The 15,283-nt window shown below is 34.6% G+C and carries 16 protein-coding genes and 1 pseudogene; 2 read left to right on the top strand and 15 right to left on the bottom strand.

Features of this window, described 5'->3' with window-relative positions; genetic code table 11:
- Positions 1-120 precede the first annotated feature (120 nt).
- The 5 genes from adhP to MHH59_RS11000 form a co-directional block, all read right to left on the bottom strand.
- On the bottom strand, positions 121-1,158 hold the full coding sequence (gene adhP, locus MHH59_RS11020) for an alcohol dehydrogenase AdhP (protein WP_002012687.1): 1,038 nt from the start codon (positions 1,156-1,158) through the stop codon (positions 121-123).
- A gap of 399 nt (positions 1,159-1,557) precedes the next feature.
- Positions 1,558-2,412 (bottom strand): MurR/RpiR family transcriptional regulator, encoded by an 855-nt coding sequence (locus tag MHH59_RS11015; protein WP_002012688.1) that lies wholly within the window; start codon positions 2,410-2,412, stop codon positions 1,558-1,560.
- Positions 2,413-2,698: 286 nt separating this feature from the next.
- Positions 2,699-3,334 carry a response regulator gene (locus MHH59_RS11010; protein WP_098634961.1) on the bottom strand — a complete coding sequence of 212 codons (636 nt, stop codon included), beginning with the start codon at positions 3,332-3,334 and terminating at the stop codon, positions 2,699-2,701.
- Between the two features lie 14 nt (positions 3,335-3,348).
- Positions 3,349-4,446, bottom strand: coding sequence for a GAF domain-containing sensor histidine kinase (locus MHH59_RS11005; protein ID WP_220089392.1), 1,098 nt, complete (start codon positions 4,444-4,446; stop codon positions 3,349-3,351).
- Positions 4,447-4,618: 172 nt separating this feature from the next.
- The gene (locus MHH59_RS11000) at positions 4,619-5,512 is read right to left on the bottom strand and encodes a mechanosensitive ion channel family protein (protein ID WP_002127215.1); all 894 of its coding nucleotides are present in this window, start codon (positions 5,510-5,512) and stop codon (positions 4,619-4,621) included.
- Positions 5,513-5,799: 287 nt separating this feature from the next.
- Between MHH59_RS11000 and MHH59_RS10995 the strand changes: the two are divergent.
- Positions 5,800-5,919: pseudogene (locus MHH59_RS10995) on the top strand (NUDIX hydrolase); the annotation flags it as partial.
- Positions 5,920-5,954: 35 nt separating this feature from the next.
- Here MHH59_RS10995 and MHH59_RS10990 read toward each other — a convergent pair.
- The 10 genes from MHH59_RS10990 to asnB all read right to left on the bottom strand — a co-directional run bounded on the left by MHH59_RS10990 (position 5,955) and on the right by asnB (position 14,597).
- Positions 5,955-6,503 carry a cysteine hydrolase family protein gene (locus MHH59_RS10990; RefSeq protein WP_016126872.1) on the bottom strand — a complete coding sequence of 183 codons (549 nt, stop codon included), beginning with the start codon at positions 6,501-6,503 and terminating at the stop codon, positions 5,955-5,957.
- A gap of 237 nt (positions 6,504-6,740) precedes the next feature.
- Positions 6,741-6,923, bottom strand: a complete 183-nt coding sequence (locus MHH59_RS10985; protein WP_012260876.1) for a hypothetical protein — start codon at positions 6,921-6,923, stop codon at positions 6,741-6,743.
- Between the two features lie 147 nt (positions 6,924-7,070).
- The gene (locus MHH59_RS10980; protein WP_002065200.1) at positions 7,071-7,559 is read right to left on the bottom strand and encodes a hypothetical protein; all 489 of its coding nucleotides are present in this window, start codon (positions 7,557-7,559) and stop codon (positions 7,071-7,073) included.
- Between the two features lie 260 nt (positions 7,560-7,819).
- Positions 7,820-8,467: a nitroreductase family protein gene (locus MHH59_RS10975; RefSeq protein WP_002127213.1), complete on the bottom strand. Its 648-nt coding sequence runs from the start codon at positions 8,465-8,467 to the stop codon at positions 7,820-7,822.
- A gap of 98 nt (positions 8,468-8,565) precedes the next feature.
- Positions 8,566-9,441, bottom strand: coding sequence for a D-amino-acid transaminase (gene dat / locus MHH59_RS10970; RefSeq protein ID WP_002127212.1), 876 nt, complete (start codon positions 9,439-9,441; stop codon positions 8,566-8,568).
- Between the two features lie 132 nt (positions 9,442-9,573).
- A complete protein-coding gene (locus tag MHH59_RS10965; RefSeq protein ID WP_340851204.1) occupies positions 9,574-10,536 on the bottom strand; it encodes an ABC transporter substrate-binding protein in 963 nt (320 codons plus the stop codon).
- Between the two features lie 234 nt (positions 10,537-10,770).
- A complete protein-coding gene (locus tag MHH59_RS10960) occupies positions 10,771-11,757 on the bottom strand; it encodes an N-acetylmuramoyl-L-alanine amidase (protein ID WP_340851203.1) in 987 nt (328 codons plus the stop codon).
- Between the two features lie 106 nt (positions 11,758-11,863).
- Positions 11,864-12,199: a hypothetical protein gene (locus tag MHH59_RS10955; protein WP_012260872.1), complete on the bottom strand. Its 336-nt coding sequence runs from the start codon at positions 12,197-12,199 to the stop codon at positions 11,864-11,866.
- A gap of 45 nt (positions 12,200-12,244) precedes the next feature.
- Positions 12,245-12,604, bottom strand: a complete 360-nt coding sequence (locus MHH59_RS10950) for a GNAT family N-acetyltransferase (RefSeq protein ID WP_002012705.1) — start codon at positions 12,602-12,604, stop codon at positions 12,245-12,247.
- Positions 12,605-12,695: 91 nt separating this feature from the next.
- Positions 12,696-14,597: an asparagine synthase (glutamine-hydrolyzing) gene (gene asnB, locus MHH59_RS10945; RefSeq protein ID WP_002012706.1), complete on the bottom strand. Its 1,902-nt coding sequence runs from the start codon at positions 14,595-14,597 to the stop codon at positions 12,696-12,698.
- Between the two features lie 217 nt (positions 14,598-14,814).
- Between asnB and MHH59_RS10940 the strand changes: the two genes are divergently transcribed.
- The gene (locus tag MHH59_RS10940) at positions 14,815-15,282 is read left to right on the top strand and encodes an Hsp20/alpha crystallin family protein (RefSeq protein ID WP_002012708.1); all 468 of its coding nucleotides are present in this window, start codon (positions 14,815-14,817) and stop codon (positions 15,280-15,282) included.
- Position 15,283: the final 1 nt, after the last annotated feature.

The raw sequence follows: 15,283 nt of genomic DNA, 5'->3' as shown, positions 1-15,283 counted from the left end.
TGATATTAGTAGAATATAAAAAAGATGATCCCTATTGAATACGAGGGATCATCTTTTTTATGCCGTCTAACTTTTTTACATATCCTTTGCTAGACTCATGCTTTTTATATTTAAAATGAATTATTTACAATCACAATTATGCTGTTTAAAATCGATTACCATACGTCCTTGAATTCTACCTTGTTCCATTTCTTCGAATACATTTTGTACTTTATCTAGAGAACACGTTTGAACAACTGGCACTACTTTTCCTTCTGCGCCGAACATAAATGCCTCCTCCAGATCCTTACGAGTACCAACTAGAGAACCAACTACTTCAATCCCGTCTAATACAAGTCGTGGAATGTTTAAATCCATAGTTTCTACTGGTAAACCTACCGCAACTACTTTACCGCAAGCACGTACTGCATCAACTGCTGAGTTGAATGCTACTTTAGAAACTGCTGTTACTACAGCAGCATAAGCACCACCAAACTCCTCTTGCACAATCTTATCAGCAGGACCTTGAGAAATCGGATTGATAGTCATATCAGCACCAACTTCTTTTGCTAAGGCTAATTTGTCGTCATTGATATCTACTGCAATTACCTTTGCACCAAATACGTTTTTAGCATATTGAATAGCTAGGTTACCTAATCCACCACAACCATAGATTACGATAGGTTGACCAGGTTTAATGTCTGATACTTTTATAGCTTTATATGTAGTTACGCCCGCACATGTGATTGATGATGCTTGAGCAGGATCCAATCCTTCTGGTACCTTCACCGCATAATCAGCTGTAACAATACATTGTTCAGCCATACCACCATCTACTGAATAACCAGCATTTTTCACTTCACGGCAGAATGTTTCTCTCCCCGTTACGCAATATTCACAACGTCCACAAGATTGGAACATCCATGCAATACTTACACGGTCACCTATCTTTAGTGAAGTAACATCATCAGCAATTTTAGTAACAATACCTACACCCTCATGACCAAGGATGCGGCCATCGGTGTTTCCAAAATCATGATTCGCAACGTGTAAATCAGTGTGGCAAACTCCACAATACTCTACATCTACTAGCGCTTCACCCGAGTGTAACGGACGTAATTCTTTTTCAATAACTTCAATATTTGCTTTGCTGTTTTTATTAACTACTACTGCTTTCATATGTGATCTCCCCTTTAGTGTTTTAGAGTTTTAATGAGTTTATCTCACAACTACTGTCCTCACTATTTTGGCTAATTATTGTACCAAATTTAAGTGTTCAATCATCATTACAGGTTCATCATAACATGGAATTTCATAAGCTTATTGTAAAATATTGAACAATATTTGAATTATTACCCAATACGTATTTTGATGTATCAAGCTACTTGTTAAATTTCATATGCAAAATATCGAGGTTTAAAAAATGAATGGTCTAAAAGATGAGAGATTATTATTATTATTATAGGTAATTGGCATACTTCTATAGACACTTAGAACAAGTAGATCTAGAGGGTATATCTAGAGGGTATATCAACAGACTACTCGCCAATATAAAAAGCTCTTCATTTGAAGAGCCCTTTATATTCGCTTCATCGAAATAGTTTCACGTATACTTTGTAAATTTTGTAGTGTTTCCTCTTGTCGCTGCAATGACAATCCCACATACAAAGTATCTAATAAACTAAGCTGCGCTAATCGTGACGAACTTGCTTCTGTACGAAATTCTGTCTCACGCGTCGAAGTATATAATGTTATATGAGCAAGTTGGCTTAATGCCGATTTTTGATAGCTCGTAATCGCAATAATTTTGGCCCCTCTTGCTTTCGCTACTTCTAACGCTTCAAGTAAACCTTTATTACTGCCTGAATGAGAAATTGCAATGACCACCGCTTCTTTTGTCAACAAGCCAGCTCCCATAATTTGAAAATGTGAATCCGTATGAGCGATACAAGAAATACCCGTTCTCATAAACTTATGATAAGCATCCATCGCAATAATACCTGAACCACCATTTCCATAAAACTCAATTCGTTTCGCTTCATTCAGCGCACTTACTGCCTGTTCCAACGCGTTATCGTTTAACAAATGTAATGTATCTTGCAGTCCTGTAATATGTGAATGAAAAACTTTTTTAGCAACAGTGACAATATTATCTTCTACCGATACTTCCTCATGAATATTTTGCATCGGGGTATGTACAATCTCACGAGCTAATGTAATTTTCAAGTCTTGGAACCCTTGAAAACCTAAGTGTTTGCATAAGCGGAATATCGTTGCTTCGGAACTATTCGTAACTTCCGCTAATTCCGTAATCGATTTATGTACAACATCTTGTGGATGTTTTAAAATATGTTCGGCAATACTTCGTAATTTCGGTGATAAACCGTTTAACGAAGCCTGAATCTTTCCAATCCCACTTTTTGTACCAGGCATAGCGTATCTTCCCCTTCCATAGTAGCTTTATCCCGTATTAACGGGCAGTAAGACTCCCACCTCAAAATTCGATGAATGCAAGGGAGTTAGGTGGGAGATCAACTGCCCGTAAAAACCCGATTGGTTCAACTAATAATCAGTGGGGATGGCCCCCCCACTGATTAAAGTTTCACTTTATTGTACCTAATTATTGAAAGAAGAAAAACCTTTATTCGGCATCTCTATACATTTTATTTGCTCCTATGTATTCTACCGTAACATATGACACAATTATTCATACTTATTTCTAGTTTTCCCCATGCTTTACTGCGTATAAGGCAGCTTGTGTACGATCATCTACTTCCAATTTAGCCAATACGTTAGAAACGTGTGTTTTCACAGTTTGTTCTGTAATATGAAGTTCTGCTGCAATCTCCTTATTGCTTCTTCCCTTCGCAATTTCACGAAGTACTTCTTGCTCCCTTTTTGTTAACATAGAAAAAGGATTCTCTTTTTCTTTCTTGACTGCTGATCGTCCTAATAGTGCTGGTGTTACTTTCGGGTGAAAATTTGCATTTCCTTGATATACCGCAACGATTGACGCAACGAGTTGATCTGGCTGCACTTCTTTTAATTGATAACCATCTGCCCCAGCTTCTAATGCTGGTAAAACGTAATCTTGTTCTGAAAAACTACTGAGCATAAGAATTTTTATTGTCTCATCGTATTGTTTTATACGTTTTGTCGCTTCAATACCATCCATTTTCGGCATTGATAAATCCATTAATACTACATCTGGCCTTTCTGCTTGGACGAATGTTAATGCTTCTTCACCATTTGCTGCTTCCCCAATAATTTCAAATTCTTCTCTCGTCTTCAAAAAGAATACGAGTCCCCTTCGAACGATATGATGATCTTCTACAAGTAATAATTTAATTTCCACTGACGTTCTCCCTCTCAAACCGGTAATTGAATTTCTATCTTTGTCCCCTTTTCCGGTTCTGCTTTTATTCGGAAAATTCCCCTCATTAATTCAATTCGTTCTTTCATGCTTTTCAAGCCAAGTGCTGACTCTCTTACTTGATCCTGTATAAATCCTATTCCGTTATCTTCTATGTAAAAATGCAACTTATTATTTTCTATCCTTAAATGAACACATACTTTTTCACATGAGGCATGTTTTTTACAATTATGTAATGCCTCTTGGCTTATACGCCATAAAACTTCTTCTATTTCATCTTCAATTAAAACCATTCCATCAATTCGAACTTCCACTTGAATCCCTAACAGTTTTCCGTAATTTTGAATCGCTTCTGCTAAACCTTTCTCTAATCCTTCAGGCCTTAATTGCCAAATCAAAAGTGTCATCTCTTGTAATGCTTCCTGTGATAATTCTCCAATATAACTTAACATCTCTTGCAAGTCTCTATCCTTCGTCATATTTAGAGTCCCTTTCGCTGTTAGCATAATTGAAAATAACAATTGTTTAACAGAATCATGTAAATCACGAGCCAATCGATTTCTTTCAGCTACAACTACATATTTTCGTTCTTTCTCAACTAATTGAATACGTTGTATTGTCGTTCCAATTTGAAATGCAATCGCTTCTAATAACGCTAACTCCTCCTCTGAAAAATGTGTTTTATGAGGCGAGGCTACATTTAATAGACCAAATTTCTCTGATCCAGATCTTAGCGGGATTGTCGCATGATGTGTAACATCTTCTGTCTCGCCCCAATTACATTCAATCGCATCCTCTATTCGTTTACATTCAATAATATTTGTTGCTTTTTCCAATCTTCCATTCACAAAACGTTCTACACACCAACAATCGCCTTCACACATCGGCTTCTTTTCCTGCCATGTAAGAGCTGGGGGTAAGTTTTGGTCTACAAGCATACGATGCTTTCCACTTTCATCAATAAAGAATATCCACCCTGTTTGTAAATTCATAACTTGTAATAATGTATGTAATACTTTTCCTAACATTTCCTGTAAGTTTGTTGCTTCATTTAGTAACTCAGCAATTTCTTTTAATGCCTCTAAACGATGCATCTCTTTTTCATCTATGTTCATTCTCATCACCAACTACCATTATAACATTAAGAAATTTCAAAATACTACAAACAAAAAAGAACCGAATTCCTTCAGCTCTTTTTTCGGAGATATCCCATACAGTTCATTCAAATCTAAATTCTAAACCAAAACAGAAATTAGCTAGTTTTCATTAACTGTCTGATAAAGATTGTCCCACATGGATATTCTGTAAACTTTCAGTGTTAACGAACATATTCGCTGCTGGCATTTGCACTTGATTTTTATGAAAAATAGACATTAATTCAAATCTTACTTGTCTAGAAGTTTCAAAATAATCTTCCGGTTTAATCAAACCTGTAATACAAAATTCATATCCAACATATTTAAGATTAGGATTTAAGTCTGTAACTCCAACATATTTAAATGGTTCAACAGCTTCATCATCTACTCTATAAAGACCTTGATCCAATTTTTCATTACAAATAACACACACTTCTTCTAACAATTCCTTAACTCTTGTAGGATCTTCCTGATAACTTACCGTGATGCGTTCAATAACTCGCATCCATCCTTTATTAAAATTTTGTATCGTTCTAATCTCTCCGTGTGGTATGGTAAGGAGTTTTCCTGACCATTCACGAATTTGCATAAAACGAATACTAATTTCCTCAATGGTTCCTGAATTTGTTCCGTTAAAAGTAACAAAATCGCCAACACGGAACTCTTTGTCCGCTAATCTTGCAAAGCCTAATATTACATCTTTTAGCATCTGTTGTGCAGCAAAACCGATGACAACTCCCGCTATCCCTGCACCTGCAATAATACTTTTTATATCTACAAATTGACTAATTAAATATATGATAAGACTGATGATAATGATATACCTAAAAATAGATCGAATTACACTTTGAATTGTCTGCTCTACCTCTTCATCAAAAAAGCTTGATTTTCTAAAAAACCAATCAATAATGCGATTTATAACAAAAGAAATAATGATAAGAACTAAAGCAAATAGTAAAAACCTTAAAAGTAAAAATTCCCTTACATAATTAAAAAACTCTTCAGTATACGTTAATAAACTCATCTATCCACTTCCTTACTAATAAAAATTTCATACAAAGCTACTATATTTTAAATACGCATTTATCATCTCAACACTTGTTTTCGAAACATCTTTTATCCTGATCTTAAATCGTACTTTCTTAACTATGTATTTGTATTCATTGTTCATCTTCAACAATATAACCCTTTAATGAATCTTTCAACTTCAGATGTTCTTTTCTATTTACTATAACCCTTTTTAATCCTCTAAAGGGATATTACAATAGAATTTTTTATAAACGACTTTCTTTTAAGTCCGCAATACTCACCTCGTTAAAAGCAGACGAAGCTAAATCATTACATGTACAATTTTTTGATTTAAATGGGCTACCAGAAAAGATTAGCCCGTTCATTAAAAAGTTAATTCAACAGCAAGTCGTCTCTATTTAAATGTGAAAAAGAGACCTTTTGAAGGCCTCTTTTTTTCACTTCACTTCTGCATTTAAACAAGATTTAAAATGTCCAAGTGCATATTCATGCCCTTGCGCATTAAAAGATGCTACTGCTTTTTCATAAACCACAATTTGAAACCCTTTGTTATAAGCATCTACTGCTGTATGAAGGACGCAAATATCTGTACATACACCTATAAGATGCACTTCCTCTATTCCTCTTTCTCTTAGCTTCATTTCTAGATCCGTTCCTGCAAAAGCACTGTAACGTGTTTTGTCCATATAGTATACATTCTCTGCATTTTTATATTTCTCGCATACATCTTGTAATTCACCAAATAAGTCTCTTCCATTTGTACCTGCTATATTATGAGGTGGAAACAATTTCGCTTCTGGATGATATACATCATTGTCTTCATGTTTATCGATCGCAAATACTACGTAATCACCTTTTTCAATAAATTTTTTCGTTACACTTACAAGTTCCTTCTCAATTTCTTGACCTGGTTTCCCGCATGTTAAAGCACCTTTTTCAGCTACAAAATCATATGTATAATCAATATTTATAAGAGCTCTTTTCATAACTACAATCTCTCCTTCTTCTGTTTCACAGTAAACAATAGAAAATTTGTTATTACGACATCGTATGTACTATTCGACATTTCAAATGAAATCCCTACATTTCCAACTCAATACTTACCTTAATCCGAGTTTATTATAAAGCGAAACTTTAATCATAGGGGGGGTATTATCCTTCACCAATCGGGCTTTTACGGGCAAGTTGATCTCCCACCTAACTTCCTCGCATGTGCCGAATTTTCAAGTGGGGTTCTTATTGTCCGTTAAGGCTTGATAAAACCGATACACAATGACAAAACATACAGCTCCAATTAACAAGTCATGAATGTGATAATTGAGCGTAACTTCAACCGCCTCTTGTAAAGTAAACCAAATGACCGAAAACATTATAATAAATAAGAAAATACGAATAACTCGTTTCAAACTTTCAATTCCTTCCTCTTACATGATAGTAAAGAATAAGTTCTTTCTATTCATTCGTACTAGAAAGTGAAACAAATTATTCTCAATGACATAATTCAATCCAAACTAAAAAGTACACTACTTTTGAGTAATGTACTTTTTTCCATATTAAGACGCAGGTTTCGTTTCAAACGTCGCTTGATTCAAGCTAATGACTTTTCCTTTTGGGTCATTGTTTTCAAACTGAGCTGCGGTAATCGTATGACTACCTGTCTCAAGCGTCTTTTCTTTTAATTGTACTGTTGTCTGTGTTGTACTAGTTACTTGATGTTTATCTGCAAATATTTGATCTACAAATACAAATGTTTCTTTATCGTTTTGAAAATTGGAAAGTTCTAATTCGACTTGCTGAATTAAAGTATCCTTTTTTATGAATACAGTTGGTATATTGCCATTTTCAGAAGTACCATCTGGAGTAGTTACTTTTACTTTCCCTTCTCCGATTGGCACTGCCCCTTCAGGAAATACGACCATATTCTCATCACTTGCATTTACAACTTGTTCTTCCTGGTTTGACTGTGCATCCTCTTTTTCCTTTGGAGTACCACAGCCTACTAATAACAATACAGACAATCCAGCGATTATGAATTTCTTCAAAATTCATTCCCCCTGTTATTTCATTATAATTTATTATACAAAAATAATTTCTTGATTTTAAAACTAGTTTTTAACACTTTCATGAACAAATATTAGCTTGCTCACGATTACTGTACCATACTTTCATTTTAAGAACATTAATTTTTTTAAAGAAATAAATAGTAATTCCACTCTATTCATCATTTTAGCCCAATTCACTAAAAAAATATCCATTCAAAATAAAAAGACATTGTCATTTCAATGTCTTTTCTACATAACATTTAGAAAATAAATGTTGTAATCTCATCAACTTCTTTTCGAGAAAGTTTCTTCGGCTTATCTTTCGGAAACCCGAGTGAAATTACCATATTAATTTGTTTTTGAGGCTCAATTTGTAAATATTGTCGCAGTTCATCTTGAGCTAATAATACAGGTCCTGTCATTGGACAAGTACCCAGTCCTCTCGCATATGCAGCCAACATTAAGTTTTGTGCTGCTAAACAGCTACTCTTAATTCCTTCCTCTTCCCATACTGAATCCGGAACGAAGGCAATTGGATCAAATATCTTTTCACGAAACTTTGATTCATATGGTGTTGCCAAACATACGATTAATACTGGCGCCTCAGAGAAAGCTGTCGCATATGGACCGAAAGAACGTGTAAGCAATTTCCCTGCTTTCTCTTCTCCATTTTCTGCTGCTTTTGCTGCAAGTTTATGTAATGCATCCCATGTCATTTGTTCAATTTCTTTAATTTTCTCTCGGTTCATAATGACCAAGAACTCCCACGTTTGTGAGTTCGTATCACTCGGTGCATAACGAGCACAATCAATAATTTCTTTTATATCACTAGTGGATACTTCTTGTTCTGTAAACTTTCTAACACTTCGTCTACCGTGAATTACTTCTTTAAAATCTTCATAATTCATATATTAAATCCCCTTTTTACAGCGTTTTCAAAACTTGTCCTATGGTTGAATTATATCATGAAAAAAAGCTGGGGGAATACCAGCTTTTTCCCTCATTATTAATTTGTCACTTTAAACAAACTAATACTTTCTTCATATGCAACTTGTAGTTTTTTCGTAATTGGTCCTCTTTCTCCGCTTCCAAACTTCTCATCACCAATTTGAACAACAGGGAATATTTCAAGTGGTGTCGCTGTAAAGAAACATTCGTCAGCCTCGTATACTTCTTGCAATGAGAATTCACGCTCTTCTACTTCAATATGTAAAGCTTTCGCTAATGTAATAACGTAGTGACGAGTAATGCCATGTAGAATGAAATTATCGGCCGGATGTGTAATTAATTTATTATTTTTCACCATAAAGAAATTCGAATGACACCCCTCTGTTACAACTCCATCTCGTACTAATATCGCTTCTTGATACCCTTGCTCGTTTATTTTATTTTTAATCATGATATTAGGTAGAAGGTTTAAAGATTTTATATGACAGAACTTCCAGCGTATATCCTCTTCTACAGTAACCTTTATTCCTTGTTCCATAGTAGCGGTAGGTCTTGGAAACAAAACAATATTCGCAAAATATGTTGGCTGTAAATCTTTTTCATACACATGATTTCGAGCTTGATCTCCACGTGATATTTGAAGATACACATTCCCATCCTCTTGAAATTGATTTCTTTCAATCATTTGATGAAGTTCTTCAACTAACTCTTCCTTTGTAAACGGCGGAACAATATTTATTTCCCTCATAGATTTAAAAAAGCGTTCCAAATGTAAGTCTAATAAATGAGGCTTCCCATCGTATAGCCTAAATACTTCATATATGCCATCACCAAATTGGAGTCCTCGCTCTTCCAACGCAACCATCGGCTGTTCTTCTTTCGTATTTACAATTCTTCCGTTAAACAAAATCCAATCTTTATGAGTAGCTTTCATTCCTTTCCACTCCTTTATTCCATGATTGGTTTTATTGTACAACTTATCCACACTTAAAAGAAGGAATTTTCTGTATTTAACTAAACAAAAAAAGTACATCACCTATTTAAAGTGATGCACTCAACCATTCATTTATTTCAAAAAATATTTTTCAATATCATCTAGCATTAAGTTTGCAGCTTTAATACCGCCTGCTGTATTCCAAATTACTTCATCCACTTGGAATACTTTATTGTCTTTAGAAGCCTGCAGCTGCTTAAAGAGTGGGTCTTCTGTCCATTCTTTTGCTAACGTGGTTCCTTCGTTATTCTTATCCGCATCTTTATCAGATGTGAAGTAGAATATGTAGTCCCCATCCATATTCGGAATTTTCTCTTTTGTAATTCCTTTTATCGCAAACTCATCTTTATCTTGTAGTGGTGGTCGCTTAAATCCAATATCATTTAAAACAGCACCTGAGAATGAGTTTTTCTGATAAATACGAACGTCACCTGGTACGAAGCGAATAATAGAAACTTTAGAATTCAATTTATCTCCTAACTTCTCTTTCATTCCTTCAATACGTTTTTTATAATCTTCAAGAGCCTTTTGCCCTTCTTTTTCTTTATTTACAGCTTTTGTATAGAGTGTAAAGTTTTCTTTCCAATCCCCGCGCAATGTTTCAGCGTACACAGTTGGCGCTATTTCGTTCAATTGCTCATATATTTTTTCATGACGCATTTTATTCCCGATAATTAAATCTGGCTTAAGCTTCATAACTGCCTCTAAATTAATATCACGCTCAGTACCTACAACTTTCGTATCTTTTAAATCTTTCGCTAAATGAGGATACCATTCATCACCAGCACGTGGTTTTGTAGTTCCAACTGGTGTTACTCCGACAGCTAAAAGCGCCTCCGCACCCTCATTTGTTAAAACAACTACTTTTTTAGGTGTACCATTTACTGTTGTTTCACCCATTGCATGCTTTACAGTATACGAATCTTTTGCTTTAGCCGATGTATCATTTTCTTTTTTCTCTTCTTTGCTACACCCTGCGATTATTACCATAAGTATCATAATGCAGAACATAAATATTTTTTTACTATGTACCATATGTCCCCCCTAGATGAAATCGATTATCATTAACAATTAAAGATTAATGTATATTACATACATTGTCAATGTATATCAGAAAACTTTTTCAATATATACATTTTAGATTCTATCCGCTATTCAAATGTTTATTTTTAAAATAAAGTGTATAAGTATGAAAATAATAAACGTTCTTAAAATGCGTATCTACGTTATACATAAATACGCATTCGTATTACATTATAAACTCATTTCCTAATATTGATTATATTTAATATATGATGGATCATTATACACCCATTGATTTCCACCAAGGTTCAACCAACCGTTTTGATTAATATATACTAAATAAGATTCTGGATTATTTAATTTACGAATAACTGAAGAAGATGTTGATGGACCACTTCTTAAGTTCACAGTCGTTCCTTGTATATAAGCGACACCAATTGGACTTCCATCACTATTGCTCGTCTTTACAAAATTAATGTACGAAGGGTCATTATACACCCATTGTCCATTTCCTAAGTCTAACCATCCGTTACTTTCCTGATATACGACATACGATTCTGGGGCGTTTAGTTGACGAATAACTGAAGAAGACGTTGATGGGCCACTTCTTAAATTCACATTTTTCCCAAGTATATAGGCAATCCCCTTCGTTTGTGGTGTTGGTTGTGGATTTGGAGGATTCGGATTTGGAGCTACTCCAAAAATAGCTGCTATTCCGTTTGCATACGCTTGGCTTAGATCTTCGATAAATTGTGGATTTTTCAATAAATTAGCATCAAACGTTGTATCAATAAAGGCAGTCTCTGTTAAAATTGCATCCATTGCAGTCTCTCTTAGTACCGCATAATTTGCTTTTTTGGCTCCTCGGTCACGAAGACCGTATTTTGTTAATACAGGATTGACTGCTGCATGCATTTTTTGTTGCTTTTCATATGCGGAACTACTATTAGATAGCGCGTTGTAAATATAACTTTCAAATCCAGTTCCACCGCCACTATTAATGTGAAATGAGATAAAATAATCTGCACCAAATGAATTAGCAATATTAGCACGTTCTGATAAAGAGATAAACACATCACTATCACGTGTCATTTTAATATTGATTGGATAATTTGCAGATAAAATATCTCGCACACGTCTAGCAATTTGAAGTGTTAACTCTTTTTCCACTAACCCATTACCAACAGCACCAGAATCATATCCACCATGCCCTGCGTCTATAACAAGTTTCATATATCTTTTTCGTTCCTTTCTTTATTGTAATAAGCTTTCATTTCTACTCGTCCTATTTTATGTTAATTGTACAAGTTCCGTTACAAGTACAAATAAAAAAACCCCCTTATGTAAGGCGGTTTCTATCGCTTTGCTTTAGCCAATTTAAAATGAATATATACGATTGATAATGGATGTAACGTATGCAAAATAAAAGAAATAAAAGAAATATCCCACCGCCGCTATATAGCAACCCAAACTTCAAAAAGATGTTCAAAAGAGGTGGGAAATACGTTATGTTTTGCAATACAAATAGCATACAAAACAAAATTAAAAATACGGGAATATATTGTAATTCATATGGTCTTCTCTTCTTATACATTCTTTTCCGAATAAAAGTCTGGCATAGTTCTGCTACTATAAAACAACCTCCAACTAATACAAGACCAGAAGTTATCGTCATACGTCCACCTACCTTATATTCATATCATCACCTAATCAATATTCACTATATTTTCTTTACATATATTCCATTTTCCTCAATAAAACCAGATCCCTCTATGAAAGATTTAGCTTGTTCCGTAAACATCTCTTGCAATACTTTTATTTCTTTCACATTTCTCTGTTTCATCATTTCTTCAAATGTAAAATACGTATTTGTCCCGTATCCATAACCTTGATAATCAAAATGAATAATTAACTGTGACAAAATAGCACTTTCTTCTTGAACGCTATAATCTATTACGCCAATATATGTATCATCAACCTTTACACAATACTGAACCTTTTTCTCATCTAAGCTGTGTGAGTGAAACATTTCTTTTACAGCGCTTTCATTTTCTGTATTTACTTTCTCAAACGTAATCATATGTTGTCCATCCTTTTACTATTATTGTATCAATAATAAATGCAATTTATGAAAAAAACCTTAAGATCGAATGCGACCTTAAGGTTTTTTATTAAACTAAGCTATACGCACGCTTTGTTTCTTCGTGGAACTTATTCGTATCGTATTTATGCTCAACATAAATTTGATGCCATACCATAAACGCAAGTACAGTCCAAATTTTACGGCTATAATCGCCTTTATCTGCACAATGTGCTTCCAGTAAGTTTAATACATACTGTTTTTCGATTAAATGCTCAGTTTTGCTTTCTTTAATAATATTTACAGCCCAATCGTGCATTTCATCTTTTAACCAGTGACGAATTGGTACTGGGAATCCAAGCTTTTTACGATCTAACACGTGATCCGGAACAATTCCACGAGCAGCTTCACGTAATATAGCTTTCGTTGTTCCGTTTGCAATTTTAAATTCTGTCGGAATTTTAGATGCAACGTCAAATACTTCTTTATCTAAGAACGGTACACGAAGTTCTAATGAATTTGCCATCGTCATTTTATCAGCTTTTAATAAAATATCGCCGCGTAACCATGTGAACATATCAATGTACTGCATTTTACTTACATCATCATAATCTTTAATTTCGTTATACAATGGTTTCGTGATATCCATATAGTTAACACTTTCATCGTAATACTTCATTAATTCAGCTTTCTCTTCTTCACGGAAGATTTTCGCATTTCCATAGTAACGCTCTTCGATTGGCGTACATCCACGCTCTAAGAAGCTTTTTCCTTTAAACCCTTCTTTAAGAGCACCACTTAATGCCTTTAGAACACTCTTTCCTGGGCTAGGAATGTAAGAGAACATTTTTAACGAGTTTGGCTCACGATAAATGTTATATCCACCAAACAACTCGTCTGCACCTTCACCAGAAAGAACAACCGTTACGTGTTTACGCGCTTCTTTCGCAACGAAATACAATGGTACAGCTGCTGGATCCGCTAAAGGATCATCCATATGCCAAATGATTTTTGGGAACTCATCCATAAATTCTTGCGCTGTAATGAATACGTTATGGTTTTTAACTCCTAATTTCTCAGCAGTTTCTTTCGCAACATCAACTTCACTGAAACCACGTTGTTCGAAACCAATAGAGAATGTTAATAGATTTGGATTCATTTCTCTTGCGATAGAAGCAATAATAGATGAATCGATACCACCAGATAAGAAAGAACCTACTGGTACATCACTACGCATATGTACTTTTACAGAATCGTATAATACATCACGAATTGCTTGGATATGCTCCTCTTTCGTTGCGCTTGAAGCGTTGAAATAAGGATTCCAGTAGCGATGGATTTCCATCTCTTTACCGATTTCTTTTACGAAGTAATGACCAGGCTCAATTTTGTTAACATCAATTGTTAATGTTTCTGGCTCTGGACCATATTGGTACGTAAAGTAGTGTTGTAGTGACTTTGGGTTTACCCCTTTGTCTTCCATTACATGCATAATACTTTTCTTCTCAGATGCGAAGAATGTAGTATCACCTTGTTGTGCGATGTATAAAGGCTTAATACCGAAGTGGTCACGTGCACCGAAAAGTGTCTTTTCTTCACGATCCCAAATCATAAATGCGAACATACCACGAAGGTAGTCTACACATTTTTCTTTCATATGTGCATACAATGCAATGATAACTTCTGTATCAGATTGTGTAGCAAAAGTTGCACCTTTTTCAAGTAACATTTCACGTAGTTCTACATAATTGTAAATTTCACCATTAAAAATAATTACATATCGATCATTTTCATAAGTTAGCGGCTGATGTCCTGCCTCTAAGTCAATGATACTTAAACGGCGGAAGCCAAATTGTACATGTTCATCACGAAAATATCCTTCGTCATCTGGACCGCGGTGGAAAATCATCGTGTTCATATTTTCAAATTGATGTTTTTCTGTTTCTGAAAACTCTCTAGGGTTTTCACATAAACATCCTACAAAACCACACATACTTCTTACCCTCTTTCAGTTTTCATTCTGTCTCAATACTACTATATCAACCCTATTTATACTAGCATAATCAACTGAATATGGCGACCAAAAACTATAAAAAACTCACTCCATTTCACATTTTTAACATTTTTTTATGAAAACATGAAAACTAGGCACTCACCTTTCTCCGCTTTTGTCATATGATATTGCAAATTGATTTCTAGGAGGTAATACCATGAGTGAAGAAAAAAAAGATTCTTCTCGCCCACCGGTTCGTAATTATTTAAAACAAATTGATGATTTTTTCGAACAAACACCTCTTCGTGGCGTAATTGCTGATTTAAATCATTTTTTCCAAAAAGGAAACCGTTTATTAACATTCCCAGTAGATTTATACGAAGTTGGTGACGAACTCGTCGTTACAGCCGAACTACCAGGTATACAAAAAGAACAAATTCAAATTGAAATACAAAGCGAATACTTAAAAGTCTCTGTAAAAGAAGATATACTTGAAGAGACGGAAGAAGAACAGACATCTCATAACTATTATCGCCGGGAACGTTCCATTTCAGAAGCGTCAAGAATTATTAAGTTACCATATTTAATTAATAAAAAAGCAACGAAAGCTTCTTATCAAAACGGTGTATTAGAAATTCGCGCACCGAAATTACCACAACAGCATGACATATTATCCATAGACTGAA

Source organism: Bacillus sp. FSL E2-0195 (genome assembly GCF_038003645.1).
GTDB lineage: Bacteria > Bacillota > Bacilli > Bacillales > Bacillaceae_G > Bacillus_A > Bacillus_A mycoides.
This window is presented reverse-complemented; position numbering and strand designations above follow the sequence as displayed.